Annotated in this window: 11 protein-coding genes; 3 read left to right on the top strand and 8 right to left on the bottom strand. The window is 69.1% G+C overall.

The genetic code is table 11. The features are described from left to right. Positions 1 to 16 precede the first annotated feature (16 nt). Positions 17 to 2,806, bottom strand: coding sequence for a LuxR C-terminal-related transcriptional regulator (locus ABL840_RS22865; RefSeq protein ID WP_093306352.1), 2,790 nt, complete (start codon positions 2,804 to 2,806; stop codon positions 17 to 19). A 145-nt stretch (positions 2,807 to 2,951) separates the two neighbouring features. Between ABL840_RS22865 and ABL840_RS22860 the strand changes: the two genes are divergently transcribed. Then, positions 2,952 to 4,514 (top strand): methyl-accepting chemotaxis protein, encoded by a 1,563-nt coding sequence (locus ABL840_RS22860; protein WP_093306354.1) that lies wholly within the window; start codon positions 2,952 to 2,954, stop codon positions 4,512 to 4,514. A gap of 56 nt (positions 4,515 to 4,570) precedes the next feature. Here ABL840_RS22860 and ABL840_RS22855 read toward each other — a convergent pair whose 3' ends face one another. Next, positions 4,571 to 5,419 (bottom strand): Ivy family c-type lysozyme inhibitor, encoded by an 849-nt coding sequence (locus tag ABL840_RS22855; protein ID WP_093306356.1) that lies wholly within the window; start codon positions 5,417 to 5,419, stop codon positions 4,571 to 4,573. A 26-nt stretch (positions 5,420 to 5,445) separates the two neighbouring features. Beyond that, positions 5,446 to 6,093, bottom strand: coding sequence for an endonuclease III (gene nth / locus ABL840_RS22850; RefSeq protein ID WP_093202410.1), 648 nt, complete (start codon positions 6,091 to 6,093; stop codon positions 5,446 to 5,448). A 122-nt stretch (positions 6,094 to 6,215) separates the two neighbouring features. Here nth and ABL840_RS22845 point away from each other — a divergent pair, with 122 nt between their 5' ends. Continuing rightward, the gene (locus ABL840_RS22845; RefSeq protein WP_093202408.1) at positions 6,216 to 7,403 is read left to right on the top strand and encodes a PLP-dependent aminotransferase family protein; all 1,188 of its coding nucleotides are present in this window, start codon (positions 6,216 to 6,218) and stop codon (positions 7,401 to 7,403) included. Positions 7,404 to 7,416: 13 nt separating this feature from the next. Here the strand turns inward: ABL840_RS22845 and ABL840_RS22840 are convergent, their stop codons facing one another. Together ABL840_RS22840 and ABL840_RS22835 are read right to left on the bottom strand one after the other, a co-directional pair. Continuing rightward, a complete protein-coding gene (locus ABL840_RS22840) occupies positions 7,417 to 7,644 on the bottom strand; it encodes a hypothetical protein (RefSeq protein WP_093202405.1) in 228 nt (75 codons plus the stop codon). 67 nt (positions 7,645 to 7,711) lie between these two features. Next, positions 7,712 to 8,734, bottom strand: coding sequence for a histone deacetylase family protein (locus ABL840_RS22835; protein ID WP_093306357.1), 1,023 nt, complete (start codon positions 8,732 to 8,734; stop codon positions 7,712 to 7,714). A 90-nt stretch (positions 8,735 to 8,824) separates the two neighbouring features. Between ABL840_RS22835 and ABL840_RS22830 the strand changes: the two genes are divergently transcribed. After that, positions 8,825 to 9,148, top strand: a complete 324-nt coding sequence (locus ABL840_RS22830) for a DUF6172 family protein (protein WP_093306359.1) — start codon at positions 8,825 to 8,827, stop codon at positions 9,146 to 9,148. Between the two features lie 7 nt (positions 9,149 to 9,155). Here the strand turns inward: ABL840_RS22830 and ABL840_RS22825 are convergent, their stop codons facing one another. Genes ABL840_RS22825 through mfd form a run of 3 tightly spaced genes read right to left on the bottom strand, consistent with a single transcriptional unit; the run spans position 9,156 to position 14,406 of the window. Continuing rightward, positions 9,156 to 10,220, bottom strand: a complete 1,065-nt coding sequence (locus ABL840_RS22825) for an Ldh family oxidoreductase (RefSeq protein WP_093306361.1) — start codon at positions 10,218 to 10,220, stop codon at positions 9,156 to 9,158. After that, complete coding sequence (gene serB / locus ABL840_RS22820; RefSeq protein WP_093306363.1) at positions 10,217 to 10,927, bottom strand: phosphoserine phosphatase SerB; 711 nt, start codon at positions 10,925 to 10,927, stop codon at positions 10,217 to 10,219. Before serB ends, ABL840_RS22825 begins: the two co-directional genes overlap by 4 nt. Then, a complete protein-coding gene (gene mfd, locus ABL840_RS22815; RefSeq protein WP_093306364.1) occupies positions 10,924 to 14,406 on the bottom strand; it encodes a transcription-repair coupling factor in 3,483 nt (1,160 codons plus the stop codon). Before mfd ends, serB begins: the two co-directional genes overlap by 4 nt. Positions 14,407 to 14,437: the final 31 nt, after the last annotated feature.

Genomic DNA, 14,437 nt, shown 5'->3' with positions numbered 1-14,437 from the left:
ACAGGCCCGGCGGCGGCTATCTTCCGCGCCTGCCGTCCCCGCCGCCGTCGTCGCGTTCCAGCTCGTGCCGGATGCGCTCGGCCACGGCGCCGCGCCCGTGGGCGTCCAGCTTCATGTAGATGTTCTTGAGGTGCCACTTGACCGTGTCGAGCGACAGGCCGAGCGTGAGCGCGATCTTCTTGTTCGGCAGCGACTGCAGCAGCAGTTCGGCGATCTCGGCTTCGCGCAGCGTGAGCAGGCGGGTCAGGCGCCCGTCGTCCCGGAAGCGGGGCACCGGCGGAGCTTCGGCGCGCGTGGCGCTCTGCGATTGCGCCAATGCCTCGATGCGCTCGATGAAGAAGCCCAGCACCGGGTCGAGCCGGGGAGTCGCGCCGGCCGTGCGGATCAGTTGGAGGGCGTTGGGGTGCGCGCCCAGCAGGGTCTGCAGCAATCCCAGCCGGTGGCCCAGGCGCAGGGACTTGCACACGCGCGTGTTCGACGCCTCTGTGCGCCCCAGCCTGCGCTCGACCTCGGCCGCCTGCAGCTGGAGCGTGACGGAAAGGCTGAGCTGCCCGCGTTCCTCGTAGCACTGCGACAGGGCCTCGAGCCGTGCCAGCGCGGGCAGCAGCTCGCCGTCGTGCACCGCCATGCGGATGCGCGCCCGCTCCACGATGTCGGCAATGCGCCGGAGGGTGCCGGGCTCGACGCCCGGATGCCGGTCGTGCAGCGCTTCCAGCTCCTGCAGCGAGACCCGCGCCGCGTCGACCCCTTCGGCCCCGTCGTTGGCGAGCTGGATTTCGAGTTGCTCCAGCAGCACGCAGGCCAGCGTGCGGTCCATGCCGAAGCGGCGCAGGAAGCAGCCGGTCTGCGCCAGGTGCTCCAGCGCCTCGCGCCAGCGGCCGGCCGCCTGCTGCGCGCGGTTCGCCACGAGGATCATGCGCAGGGTGGTGTCGGGAATCAGGCCGTCATGCGTGCCGAGCTGTTCCTGGATGAAGCGCGCCGCCACCAGCGGGCCGTGCTGTTCGTACAGCACCTCGACCAGCAGCTGGGCGGTGAGCCGCGCCGCCTCGGCGCAGCGCGCGCCGCGCTCCTGGGCCTCGTCGAGCACCTGGCGGTAGATGCGCTCCGCACGGTGCATGTGGCCCTCGACGGCATACGACAGGCCGACCAGGCACTGGCCCACCAGCGACCCGAACAGGGTGCCGGCGACGGGCTCGCCGTCGATGCGGGGCGCCGGCTCGTCGCGCTGGATGCGCCGCGCCTGCTCGAACTCGCCGCGATGCAGGTGCAGCCAGGTCAGCACGTTGCGCCGGCCGGCCAGCGCGAACTCGTCGGCTGCGGGCGGCGGGGCCAGCAGTTCGGGCAGCAGTCGCGAGAGCGCGTCGTTGTCGTCGTTGCGGATGGCGAGCAGGCAGTCCAGCAGCGTCAGCCGGTAGCGCATGGCCGGCTCGAGGGCGCCGGGTCTTGCGCGCAGCCTTTCGATGCTGCGGGCGCAGTCGTCGAGCCGGTAGTCGGCCAGCTCGACCCAGGCAATCCAGAGACCGAGGTTGGCGTTGTTGCCGACCGTCTCGGCGTCGATCTGGCGCAGCAGCGCGATCGTCTCGCTCATCCTGCCCTGGACGAAGAGCGCCTGCGCGCCGTGCTCGGCCAGGCGGGCGGCGGTCTCGCGGTTGCCGGCTGCCAGCGCGTGCCGCACGGCCTGGTGGTGCATGCCGCGGGTCATGAACGAGTGGCAGGCCGTGGCATGGAGCTTCACGCGCGCGGCTTCGGGCCAGGCCGAGAAGCGCACGAGCAGCACGCTGCGCAGCAGCGGATGCATGTGCCACCAGCGTTCGTGCATGGGCACGGAAGCGTCCTCCGCCACGGGCGCTTCCGGTGCGGCGGACAGCAGGCCCTCGCGCGCCAGCGGTTCCAGCAACTCGGCGCACTGGGCCGGCGTGTACCCGTCGCCCACCAGGTCGGCGCACAGCGGCGCGCTGAAGCGGGTGCAGGCCGCGCAGCAGGTGAGCAGGCGCAGCTGCGTCGCCGAGAGGCGCGGGAAGACGTGCGCGTGGAAGTACGCGGCGAACGGCTCGGGGTCGGGCACGCCGTGGACCAGGGGCGACTGCACGCCGCGCCGCCGGCGCACGTCGGCGCTCGCCAGCCGCAGCAGGGCGGGCCATCCCTCGGTCAGCCGGTGGATCGCGGCGGCGGCGCGCTCGTCGAGCTGGGGCAGGTGCATGCCGAGGTAGTCGATCGACTCCGGCAGGCTGAAGCGCAGGTCGTCGTTGCGAAGCTCGAGCACCGTCTTCGAGGCCGGGGTGTGGCCCAGCGTCATCGGCAGCTCGTCCTGGCTGGCGAAGACGCACAGCAGGTTGGAGGGCGCGTACTCGACGAGCAGGCGCAGGGCGTGCAGCACGTGGCCGCTCTGCGCGCACTGCACGTCGTCCACGATCAGCACGACCCTGCGCCCGTGCGCCGCGATGCCGCGAACGAGCGCGATGACCAGCCGCTCCATCGCCAGGGCGTCGGGGCGGGCGTGCGCCACGGCCTCCTTCGGGATGGCGGGGTCGATGCCGGCCAGGGCCGTCATCAGGGAGGTCATGAAGTGCAGGTCGCCCTCGGGAAGATCCGCGAGCCTGAGCCATGCGATGCCGGCGTCGGCCGAGACGAGTTCGCGCTGCCAGGTGAGCAGCAGCGAGCTCTTGCCGAAGCCGGCCGGTGCCTGCAGCACCACGCAGCGGCGGCCTCCGGAGGCGTCGAGCCGGTCGAGCAGGCCCTGGCGAACCAGGAGGCGGCGGCTCCGGGTGCGCAGTGCTGGTGTGCCGAGGATTGAGGCGGGTTGCATCCGTGCGGATTCTGGGTCATCTCGCGCGCGGATCGAATCCCATATTCAAGGGTTTGCCCATCCCCACCCTTCGAGGGTGGGGTGGCGCGCCGCGGCCCGGCCGATGACGACGGGGAGCCCCCGCAACCAATTTGGAGAACGCCACATGTTCGGTCTTTCGAATCTCAAGATCGGAGCCCGCCTCGGACTGGGTTTCGCGCTGTTGCTGCTGTTGCAGCTTCTCATCACGGGCATCGGGCTGCACGAGATGGCGAATCTCTCGGATCGGGTCACCTTCGCGACCGAGATCGGCGCGCGCAAGCTCGACGAGCTCAACAACGTGCAGGCCGCCATCGGCAAGCGGGCCATCGCGGCGCGCAACCTGGCGCTGGTGACGGAGCCGGCCTTGCAGAAAGGCGACATCGAACTGGTGGGAAGCTCCCAGCGCGAGATCGACAAGGGCCTGCAGGGCCTGGCGACGTTGATGGCCGACCAGGCCGCCGCGAGCCCCGAGGAACGCCGGATGCTCGAGAAGCTCCGCGCGCTCGAGGCCCAGTACCTGCCCATTGCGGGGAACGTCGTCGCCCTCGCCACGTCGCGCCAGACCGACGCGGCCGTCAAGGTGCTGACGCAGGAGTGCATGCCGCTGCTCAACCAGGTGCTGGCGCATGTCTCGGCCTTTCAGGCGCAGCTGAGGAAGAGCGCGGACGAAGGCACGGCGTCGACCCAGTCCGCGTACTGGCGCGCCAAGTGGATGATCCTGGGGATCAGCTGCGCCTCGCTGGCCGGCGGGCTGCTGCTGGCGTTCCTCATGACGCGCTCGATCACGCGGCCGCTGGGGCAGGCCGTGAACGTGGCGCAGCAGGTGGCCTCCGGCGACCTGACGGCGCGCATCGAGGTGGCCGACGCGTCGGAGTCGGGCATGCTGATGCGTGCGCTGCGCTCGATGAACGACGAGCTCGCCAAGGTGGTGGGGCAGGTGCGCGACGGCACTGATTCCATCGCCTCGGCATCGGGGCAGATCGCCTCGGGCAACCGCGACCTGTCGTCGCGCACAGAGGCGCAGGCCAGCTCGCTCGAGCAGACGGCGGCGGCCATGCAGGAGCTCACCAGCACCGTCAGGCAGAACGCCGACAACGCGCGGCTGGCCAACCAGCTTGCCGACTCGGCCTCGCAGGTGGCTTCGCGCGGCGGCGCGGTGGTCGATCAGGTGGTGGAGAAGATGGCGTCCATCAACGCCTCGTCGAGAAAGGTGGTGGAGATCATCGGCGTGATCGACGGCATCTCGTTCCAGACCAACATCCTCGCGCTCAACGCGGCGGTGGAGGCGGCCCGCGCCGGCGAGCAGGGGCGCGGGTTCGCGGTGGTCGCCTCGGAGGTGCGCAGCCTGGCCCAGCGCTCAGCCGCGGCGGCCAAGGAAATCAAGACGCTGATCGGCGACTCGGTGGACGAGGTGGAGGCGGGCAGCACGCTGGTCAACGAGGCCGGCAAGACCATGGAAGAGGTCGTTGGCAGCGTGCGACGGGTGACGGACATCATGGCGGAGATCACCGCGGCCAGCCAGGAGCAGGCGAGCGGCATCGGCCAGGTCAACGACGCCATCAAGCAGATGGACCGCGCCACCCAGCAGAACGCGGCGCTGGTGGAGCAGGCCTCGGCCGCGGCGCAGTCGATGAACGATCAGGCCGCGGGGCTGGTGCACGCGGTGCGCATGTTCAAGCTGGCCTGAACCGGCCTCGTATCGGCCCTGAGCCGGCCCTGAGCCGGCGGCGTGCCCGGCTCAGCTCAGTTCGACTTGCGCCACTGCTCGCGCCAGAGTTTGTCGAGCTGGGGCGCGAGCGCCGAGGGAGGCGCGCCCACCAGGCGGTTGCCGCCGTTGCGCTGCACCAGGCCGTAGATGCGGCCCGAGCCCTGGTCGTAGAGCGCGATCGCGTTGTTGTCGTAGCAGTCGTGCGGCTTGCAGAAGGCGTGCAGCAGGTAGCGCGTGCCGTCGATCGTCACCCATTGCGGCTCCGGCGCCGGGCCTTCGCGGCGCACCAGCCAGCGCTCGTTCTCGCGCGTGCCCAGCGCGGCGCGCCAGGCCTTCTGCATGGCGGGGCCCTGCGCCAGCGCGGCGGGGCTTCCGGTGGGCGGGGGCGGCACCTTGGCGGCCGGTTCTGCGGGAGGAGGCAGGGCCCGCTCGGCGCCGTTGCAGCGCCAGTAGCGCAGCTTCATCATCTCGGGGCCGAGCTGGCCGGCAACCGGCTTGTCGGCATCGATCGTGATGTGCTGGCCGCGCGATCCGCGGTAGACGAGGAAGGTCAGCGCGCCGGCCTTCCCCGACTCGCCGACGAGCGCCACGTCGAAGCCCGCGGGCGGCGGGCTGTTGCCGAAGAGGCTGTAGATCGTCCGCGGCTCGCGGGCGACCACGCGGCGCTTGCCGCTCTCGGCGATCAGCGTGTCCTGGCGCACCTGCAGCGTGGGCGCCGAGTTGTCGGCGCAGTTGGCGGACCAGCGGCCCGTGTACTGCCCGACATTGTTGGGAAACTGCGTGCCGCCCTGCTGCGACCAGGTCGAGGCAGGGAGCAGCGCAGCCAGCAGGGCCGCGCCCAGCAGCTTGCGGGTGTTCGTCGATGTGGTCTTGCTTCTGGTCATCCGTTGTCGTGTTCTGTCTTTGTCTCTCAGGCCGTCTTCGGGGCGGGCGTCTTGGGCTTGTAGGAGCAGAAGGTCGCCACCGCGCATTCCCAGCAGCGCGGCTTGCGAGCCACGCAGATGTAGCGGCCGTGCAGGATCAGCCAGTGATGCGCATGAAGACGGTACTCCAGAGGGACGCGTTTCTCGAGCTTCAGTTCCACTTCCAGCGGGGTCTTGCCCGGCGCTAGGCCGGTACGGTTGCCCACGCGGAAGATGTGCGTGTCGACCGCGATGGTCGCTTCGCCGAAGGCCACGTTGAGCACCACGTTCGCCGTCTTGCGGCCTACGCCCGGCAGCGCCTCCAGTTCGGCGCGGGTGCGCGGCACTTCGCCGCCGTGCTGCTCCACCAGCATGCGGCAGGCCTCGACGAGGTGCTTGGCCTTGCTGCGGTACAGGCCGATGGTCTTGATGTATTCCTCCAGCCCCTCGACCCCCAGGTCGAGGATGGCCTGCGGGGTGTTCGCCACCGGAAAGAGCTTGCGGGTGGCCTTGTTCACGCCAACATCGGTGGCCTGCGCCGACAGCAGCACGGCGGCCAGCAGCTCGAAGGGAGTGCTGTACTCCAGCTCGGTCTCGGGCGTGGGGTTGGCCGCCTGCAGGGTGGCGAAGAAGAGGGGGATGTTGTCTTTTTTCATGGGGCGTCGTAACGGCAGCGGGCAAAGGCGGCAGGCGCAATATATCGTCGAAAGCGGATAGCCTTACGCAGCTTTATTGACTGCGCTTTGGCGACAATGCCACCCAGAAAGTGAGACTGACCATGCAATTCGCCTCCCGCCTCGACAACGTCGAGACCTCCGCCATCCGCGAACTCTTCAAGCTGCTGGGCAAGCCCGGCATCATCAGCTTCGCGGGCGGCTTTCCCGACAGCGCCATGTTCGACGTCGAGGGCCTCAAGGAGGCGAGCCAGAAGGCACTCACGGAGGAAGCCGGCGGCGCCCTGCAGTACGGAGCGACCGAAGGCTACGAGCCGCTGCGCACCCAGCTCAGCGCCTTCATGAAGACAAAAGGCGTCGACGTCGAGTCCAACGGCCTGATCGTCACCACCGGCAGCCAGCAGGCGCTGGACCTGCTGGGCAAGACCATGATCTCGCCCGGCGACAAGGTGATCGTCGAGGGCCCGACCTTCCTGGCCACCATCCAGTGCTTCCGCCTCTACGGCGCCCAGCTCATCAGCGCTCCCATCGACGCCAACGGCGTGAAGACCGACGAGCTCGAGAAGCTCATCGCCGAGCACAAGCCCAAGCTCGTGTACCTGATTCCCACCTTCGGCAACCCCAGCGGCGCCACGCTGAGCCTGGAGCGCCGCAAGAAGGTGCTCGAGCTGGCCGTGAAGTACCAGACGCTGATCGTCGAGGACGACCCGTACGGCGACCTCTACTTCGGCGAAGCGCCGCCGCCTTCGATCATGGCGCTGAGCAAGGACGTGCCCGGCAGCCGCGAACTGCTGGCGCACTGCGGCAGCCTGAGCAAGGTTCTGAGCCCCGGCCTGCGCATCGGCTGGATGATCGCCCCGCCCGAGCTGCTGGCCAAGGCCACCATGTGCAAGCAGTTCAGCGATGCGCACACCAGCACCTTCGCGCAGGCCACGGCCGCCCAGTACCTCAAGAGCGGCCGCATGCCCGGCACGCTGGCGCATGTTCGCGAGGTCTACGGCCAGCGCGCGCAGGCCATGGGCGCGGCGCTCAAGCGCGAACTGGGTGATGCCGTGAGCTTCACGCAGCCCAACGGCGGTCTGTTCTTCTGGGCCCGTCTCACGGGCGCCAACGGCAAGCTGGCCGATGCGAACGAGTTGGCCAAGCGCGCCATCGAGAAGCTCGTGGCCTTCGTGCCCGGCGCGCCTTTCTTCGCGGAAAAGCCCGACGTCGCCACGCTGCGCCTGAGCTTCGCGACGGCCGACGTGGCGAAGATCGAAGAGGGCGTGAAGCGCCTCGGTCAGGCGCTGTAAAAGACGCTGTCGATCAGGGGGACCGGTGCAGCCTGGGCGCTGCAAGCAGGTCCAGGTTGTCTGAAATGGCCGCATCCACGTTCGGATAGCGGCCTTTCATTTTCGAGAGCGTCATGATGGTCTGCAGCGCCTTCAGGTCCTTGACCGAGGGCGCGACCTTGATCTGCGCGATGGCGGCGGTGGGATTCCCGCCGTTGATCAATGCCATCACCTTGCTTGCCCAGTCGTTTGCGCGCGCCATGTCTTTCACCTGCTTTCGTTCGAGGCACCGACTGTACACAGCGCGGCACCCATAGCCGCGAGGGCGGTCACGCGGCGGCCGCGAATCCCCCGAAGAAGGCGCGCGCGTTGGCCTCCAGGCTCTCGAGGTGATAGCCGCCTTCCTGGACGATCAAGGTCGGCAGGCCAAGCGCGCCGATAGCCTTGCCCAGCCGGCCGAAGCCTTCGGTCGTCACTGCAACCTGCGATTGCGGATCGTCCTTGTAGATGTCGAAACCCAGCGCCAGCACGAGCGCGTCGGGCGCGAAGCGCTGCAGCGCCTGCGTCGCGTCGTCGAGCCGGTCGAAGAAGACCGATTCCGGCGAGCCGTGCGGCATCGGGAAGTTGAGGTTGAAGCCCTCGCCATCGTCGGCACCGCGCTCGTCGTCGTAGCCGGCCACTGCCGGATAGAAGTTGGTCGGGTCGCCGTGGATCGACACGTACAGCACGTCGCTGCGGCCGTAGAAGATTTCCTGCACGCCCTGGCCATGGTGCATGTCGGTGTCGAGCACCGCCACGCGGGCGAAGCGACCGCGCAGCGCCTGGGCCGCTATGGCGGCGTTGTTGAGGTAGCAGAAGCCGCCGGCGGCCTCGACGCGCGCATGGTGGCCGGGAGGACGGCACAGCGCGTAGGCCGCGCGTGCTCCGCCGTTGATGGCCGCCGCGCCGGCCACCGCGCTCTGGGCCGACCAGTACGCCGAGCGCCACGTTTCGGCTCCGACCGGGCAGCTGCCGTCGGCCAGGTAGCGCGCCGCCTTGGCGAGGATGCCGCGCAGGCGATTGGGCTCGCGCACGAAGATGTTGGACATCACCTCGTCGCCCCAGTCGGACGGCATCCGCTTCCATTCGGCATGGGCTTCCTCGAGGAAGCGCAGGTAGTCGCCGCCGTGCACCGCGGCAAGGGGCGCCATGCCGGCATCGGCCGGCGTCCGCAGGTCGAAGCCGAGCGATCGTGTGGCTTCCACGAGCCGCAGCGCGCGCTCCGGGACTTCCTGCGGGGTGCGCATCTGTCCGCGCGACAGGTAGCTGCGCGGATGGTGCAAGAGTTGTTCCGGATGAAAAAAGGTCTGCATGGATGACTCGGCATGGCTGCCGCGGAATGGGCCCGTCGGCCATGGTAGCCAGCAAGTTCGGTGCCCATCCCACATTGGTTACGATCACCCATGAGAAAAACCTTCCAGCTTCAGGTCGAGGGCAAGCACCCCGACCGTCTACTCGAAGCCATCAAGCACGAGATCCGCAAGTACATCAAGCGCGAACGGCGGCGCGCATTGCCCGAAGGCGCGGACTTCTGGGACTTCGACTGCAGGTTCGGCGCATCGCAGGAATCGGCCGGAGTCATTCACCTTTCCGCCATCACCGGTCTCATCGACGGCGTGGCGAAAGAGGCCGGCAAGCAGTTCTACATCGAGATCCTGGCCAGGCCCGGCAAGCGCAAGCCGCGCCCCGCCGGCGAGGCAGCAGCGTCGCCTGACGCCGAAGACTGACTCCCGCTCAGACCAGCGCCTGCGCCAGCCGCAGGCCGTGGCGCTGCTCCGCATCCTGCAGCGAGCGCGCGATCGACGGGTGCAGCCGCACCCCGTCGTTCGACTGAACTTCCCGACGCTTCAATCCGCCTTCGCCCGGCAGCCGCACAGGCTTCGCCGGGTCGATGGGCACGTTGCCGCGGCACTTTGCCGCCACATGGTCCATCTGGCGCAGGAAGGCTTCCTTGCCGCCGAAGGCGTTCAGGTCGTGCAGCGTGATGTGCACCGTCGCGCCCCAGCCTTCGGGCGGGTCGGCCCGGCCGTGGCCCGCGAGGCCGGCCGTGAGCGTTTCCACCAGCAGTGCCATGCCGTAGCCCTTGTGGCCGTGGCTCAGCCCACCCACCGGCAGCAGCGTGCCGGGCGGCTGGTCGAACAGCACCTGCGGGTCGTTCGTGGGCTTGCCGGCGGCGTCGATCAGCCATTCCTCCGCGAAGGTCTCGCCGGCCGCGCGCTTGCGGTTGCTCATGCCGTTGGTGGTGATGGAGGCCGAGATGTCGACCATCACGCCGCCCTGCGACAGCGGAAAGCCCATGGCCAGCGGGTTCGGCGTGAACACCGCCTGCGTGCCGCCGAAGGGCGCGACGCTGGCGGCGTTGGGGTCGGAGCAGGCCAACAGCATGAGCATGTCTTCCTGCAGCGCGCGCAGCATGTAGACGGCGAGGCAGGCGATGTGGTGGCTGCGGCGGATGACCAGGGAGGCCGTGCCCAGTTCGCGGGCGCGCGGCACGAGCAAGTCCATGCCCTGGTCCATGAGCCAGGGGCCGGGCAGGCGCTTGCCGTCCCACAGCACGGCGGCGGGGCGGTCGGACAGCACCTCGGGGGCGCCGTCGCGCGTCATGCCGCCGGATTCCAGTTCCTTGACATACCCCGCCAGCAGCGCGAGGCCGTGCGTGTCGTGGCCCAGCAGGTCGCCTTCGACCAGCGTGCGGGCCACGCTGTCGGCCTTCGACGGGGCGAGCCCGGCCTTCTGCAGCAGGGCGCTGGCGTAGTCCTTGAGCGCGTCGGCGCGATAGAGCGGGGCGGTGTCGGTCATTTCAGTATTTCCAGCACGCGGTCGAGGCCGCCTTCGTTGATGGCCACCATGGCCTGTTCGCGCACCTTCGGCTTGGCGTGATAGGCCACCGAGAGGCCGGCCTCGCCCATCATCGGCAGGTCGTTGGCGCCGTCGCCCACGGCGATGGTCTCCTGCGGCGAGATGCCCATCAGCGAGGCCACCTCCAGCAGCGTGCGGCGCTTCTCGGCGCCGTCGCAGATGTCGCCCCAGCTCTGCGTGACGACCTCACCGGTGAGCTTGCCGTCGGCCTCGCCGAGCAGGTTGGAGCGCGCGAAGTCGATGCCCAGGCGGTCCTTCACGCGGTTGGCGAAGAAGGTGAAGCCGCCCGACACCAGCAGCACCTTGAGGCCGGCCGCCTTGCATGCGGCCACCAGTTCGCTCGCGCCGGGGTTGAGCTTCAGGCGCTGGTCGTACACCTGCTGCAGCGCCTCGACCGGCACGCCTTTCAGCAACGCCACGCGGCGGCGCAGGCTTTCCTTGAAGTCCTTGATCTCGCCGCGCATGGTGGCTTCGGTGATCGCAGCCACCTCCGCCTTCTTGCCGACGGCATCGGCGATCTCGTCGATGCACTCGATGTTGATCAGCGTCGAGTCCATGTCGAAGGCGATCAGCCTGAAGTCGGCGAGCTTCAGCGGCGGCTTCACGCGCTGGATGACGAGGCCGGGGGAGATTTCAGTAGCGCTCATGCGGGGGCGGTTTCCTTGACGGTGGGCTGGCCCAGGCTGCGCAGCACGTCGCGCACCATCTGGGCCCGGTCCTTGGGTTCTTTCAGTTCGCGCTCGATGCGCAGCTTCTCGTTGCCGGCGAGCTTGATGTGCCTGTTCTTCTGGATCAGCTGGATGATGGCCATGCCGTCGACCGGCGGATCCTTCTTGAACGTGATGTTGATGATGCCCGGCGCCGCGTCGACCTTCACCACGCCGTAGGGCCGCGCGAGTACGCGCAGGCGGTGGGTGTCGATCAGCGTCTGCGCCTGCGGCGGCAGCTTGCCGAAGCGGTCGACGATTTCCTCCAGCAGCGTGTCGATCTGGTCGGGCGTCTTCGCCGTGGCCAGCTTCTTGTAGAACGACAGCCGCAGGTGCACGTCGCCGCAATAGTCGTCAGGCAGCAGGGCAGGGGCGTGCAGGTTGATCTCGGTGGTGACCGACAGCGGCGACAGCAGGTCGGGCTCCTGCCCGGCCTTGAGCGCGCGCACCGCTTCGCTGAGCATCTCGTTGTAGAGCTGGAAGCCGATCTCCATCATGTTGCCGCTCTGGTTCTCGCCCAGCACCTCGCCGGTGCCGCGGATCTCCAGGTCGTGCATGGCGAGGTAGAAGCCGGAACCGAGTTCTTCCATCTGCTGGATGGCGTCCAGCCGCTGGGCTGCCTGCTTGGTCAGGCCCTCGGTGTCGGGCACCATGAGGTAGGCATACGCCTGGTGGTGCGAACGGCCGACGCGGCCGCGCAGCTGGTGCAGCTGCGCCAGGCCGAACTTGTCGGCGCGGCTCATCACGATGGTGTTGGCGGTCGGCACGTCGATGCCGGTCTCGATGATGGTCGAGCACAGCAGCAGGTTGTAGCGCTGCGCCACGAAGTCGCGCATCACGCGCTCCAGCTCGCGCTCGGGCATCTGGCCGTGGGCCACGGCGATGCGGGCTTCGGGCAGTATTTCTTCCAGCTTCTGGCGGCGGTTCTCGATGGTCTCGACCTCGTTGTGCAGGAAGTAGACCTGCCCGCCGCGCTTGAGCTCGCGCAGCACGGCTTCGCGGATCACGCCGGTGCCTTCGTTGCGCACAAAGGTCTTGATCGCAAGGCGCCGCTGCGGCGCGGTGGCGATCACGCTGAGGTCGCGCAGGCCTTCGAGCGCCATGCCCAGTGTGCGCGGGATCGGCGTGGCGGTGAGCGTGAGCACGTCGACCTCGGCGCGCATGGCCTTCATCGCCTCCTTGTGGCGCACGCCGAAGCGGTGCTCCTCGTCGATGATGAGCAGGCCCAGGTTCTTGAACTTGACCGACTGCGAGAGCAGCTTGTGCGTGCCGACGACGATGTCGACCTGCCCGTCGGCCAGTCCCTTGGCGGCGGCCGTCACTTCCTTGGCCGAACGGAAGCGGCTCATCTCGGCCACCTTCACCGGCCACTTGGCGAAGCGGTCGACCAGCGTCTGGTAGTGCTGCTCGGCCAGCAGCGTGGTGGGCGCAAGAAACGCCACCTGCTTGCCGCCGGTGACGGCGATGAAGGCCGCGCGCAGCGCCACCTCGGTCTTGCCGAAGCCCACGTCGCCGCATACGAGGCGGTCCATGGGCTGGGGCGAGATCATGTCCTGGACCACGGCGTGGATCGCGGCCTTCTGGTCGGCGGTTTCCTGGAAGCCGAAGTCGTTGGCGAACACCTCGTAGTCGGCCGGCGAATAGCGGAAGGCATGGCCCTCGCGGGCCGCCCGGCGGGCGTAGATGTTGAGCAGCTCGGCGGCCGAGTCGCGCACCTGTTCGGCTGCCTTGCGCTTGGCCTTTTCCCACTGGCCGGAGCCGAGCTTGTGCAGCGGGGCCTCGTCGGCGCTGACGCCGGTGTAGCGGCTGACCTGGTGCAGCTGGCTCACGGGCACGTAGAGCGTGGCCTTGTCGGCGTACTCCAGGTGCAGCATTTCCTGCAGCAGCGGCTTGCCGTCGGGGCCGTTGCCCTGGCCCAGGTCCATGTGAATCAGGCCGCGGTAGCGGCCGATGCCGTGCGCCGAGTGGACCACCGGGTCGCCCACGTTGAGCTCCGAGAGGTCCTTGATGAGCGCCTCGACGTCGCTGACCTGCTCCTGCTTCTTGTTGCGCCGGCGCGTGGTGGGCGCGGCGGCGAACAGCTCGGTCTCGGTGACGAAGTCGATGGCCTGCTCGCGCCACGCGAAGCCCGAGGCCAGCGCGGCGGTGGCGATGCCGATCTTCTCGTCGCCGGAAGTCTCGAACTCGGCCAGCGAGTCGAAGGCGGGCGGGTTCACACCGCTGGCGCGCAGGAAGTCGAGCAGGCTCTCGCGGCGGCCGTCGCTCTCGGCGATCAGCAGCACGCGGTGCGGCGTCCTGGCGATGTGCGCCTTCAGGCCGACCAGCGGATCTTCGGCGCCGCGCACCACGGCGAAGGGCGGCAGCCTGTCGAACTCGGCGTAGGGCGCCTCGGTGGCCACGTCGCCCCGTATGGCGAGCTGCGCATGCGGCTTGGCGCGCTGGTAGAACTGCTCGGCATTCAGGAACAGCGCCTCGGGCGGCAGGGCCGGGCGCTCCGGGTCGCCGCGCACCAGCCGGTAGCGCTCGTTCGTGTCCTGCCAGAAATGCTGGAACGCCGGCTCGAGGTCGCCGTGCAGCACCACGGTGGCGTCGGCGCCCAGGTAGTCGAACACCGTGGCCGTCTCGTCGAAGAACAGCGGCAGGTAGTACTCGATGCCGGCGGTGGCCACGCCGTTGCCCATGTCCTTGTAGATGCGGCTCTTGGTCGGGTCGCCCTCGAGCAGCTCGCGCCAGCGGCTGCGGAAGCGCCCGCGCGCCTCGTCGTCCATGGGGAATTCGCGGCCGGGCAGCAGCCGCACCTCGGGCACGGGGTAGAGGCTGCGCTGGGTGTCGGGGTCGAAGGTGCGGATGGTGTCGATCTCGTCGTCGAACAGATCGACGCGGAAGGGCACCGGCGAGCCCATGGGGAACAGGTCGATCAGCCCGCCGCGCACCGCGTATTCGCCGGGGCTCACCACCTGCGTCACGTGGGTGTAGCCGGCGAGAGTGAGCTGGGCCTTGAGCTTCGATTCCTCCAGCTTCTGCTTGGCCTTGAACTGGAAGGTGTAGCCGGCCAGGAAGGACGGCGGTGCCAGCCGGTAGAGCGCGGTGGTGGCGGGCACCAGCACCACGTCGGCTTCCTTCTGGCTGATGCGCCAGAGGGTGGCCAGGCGCTCGCTGATCAGGTCCTGGTGGGGCGAGAAGCTGTCGTAGGGCAGCGTCTCCCAGTCGGGGAACAGGGCGCAGCGCAGCTCGGGGGCGAAGAAGGCGATCTCGTCGATCAGGCGCTGCGCGTCGTTGGCGTCGGCCGTGAACATCGCGGTGGCGCGCCCGGCGGCTTTCTCGCGCATGGCCAGCTGCGCCAGCAGCAGTGCATCGGCCGACAACGGGGGACGCGGCAGCGTGAATCGCTTGCCCGCCGTGAGGTGGGGGAGGTCCATGGAACGCTTGATGGAAATGCACAACACCCCG

It is taken from the genome of Variovorax sp. NFACC27, from assembly GCF_048301545.1.
Classification (GTDB): Bacteria; Pseudomonadota; Gammaproteobacteria; order Burkholderiales; family Burkholderiaceae_C; genus Variovorax; species Variovorax gossypii.
This window is presented reverse-complemented; position numbering and strand designations above follow the sequence as displayed.

What these genes read in the sequence shown, in the direction of transcription:
- ABL840_RS22865 (WP_093306352.1), bottom strand. Translation starts at nt 2,806, where the DNA reads ATGCAACCCGCCTCAATCCTCGGCACACCAGCACTGCGCACCCGGAGC.
- ABL840_RS22860 (WP_093306354.1), top strand. Translation starts at nt 2,952, where the DNA reads ATGTTCGGTCTTTCGAATCTCAAGATCGGAGCCCGCCTCGGACTGGGT.
- ABL840_RS22855 (WP_093306356.1), bottom strand. Translation starts at nt 5,419, where the DNA reads ATGACCAGAAGCAAGACCACATCGACGAACACCCGCAAGCTGCTGGGC.
- nth (WP_093202410.1), bottom strand. Translation starts at nt 6,093, where the DNA reads ATGAAAAAAGACAACATCCCCCTCTTCTTCGCCACCCTGCAGGCGGCC.
- ABL840_RS22845 (WP_093202408.1), top strand. Translation starts at nt 6,216, where the DNA reads ATGCAATTCGCCTCCCGCCTCGACAACGTCGAGACCTCCGCCATCCGC.
- ABL840_RS22840 (WP_093202405.1), bottom strand. Translation starts at nt 7,644, where the DNA reads ATGGCGCGCGCAAACGACTGGGCAAGCAAGGTGATGGCATTGATCAAC.
- ABL840_RS22835 (WP_093306357.1), bottom strand. Translation starts at nt 8,734, where the DNA reads ATGCAGACCTTTTTTCATCCGGAACAACTCTTGCACCATCCGCGCAGC.
- ABL840_RS22830 (WP_093306359.1), top strand. Translation starts at nt 8,825, where the DNA reads ATGAGAAAAACCTTCCAGCTTCAGGTCGAGGGCAAGCACCCCGACCGT.
- ABL840_RS22825 (WP_093306361.1), bottom strand. Translation starts at nt 10,220, where the DNA reads ATGACCGACACCGCCCCGCTCTATCGCGCCGACGCGCTCAAGGACTAC.
- serB (WP_093306363.1), bottom strand. Translation starts at nt 10,927, where the DNA reads ATGAGCGCTACTGAAATCTCCCCCGGCCTCGTCATCCAGCGCGTGAAG.
- mfd (WP_093306364.1), bottom strand. Translation starts at nt 14,406, where the DNA reads ATGGACCTCCCCCACCTCACGGCGGGCAAGCGATTCACGCTGCCGCGT.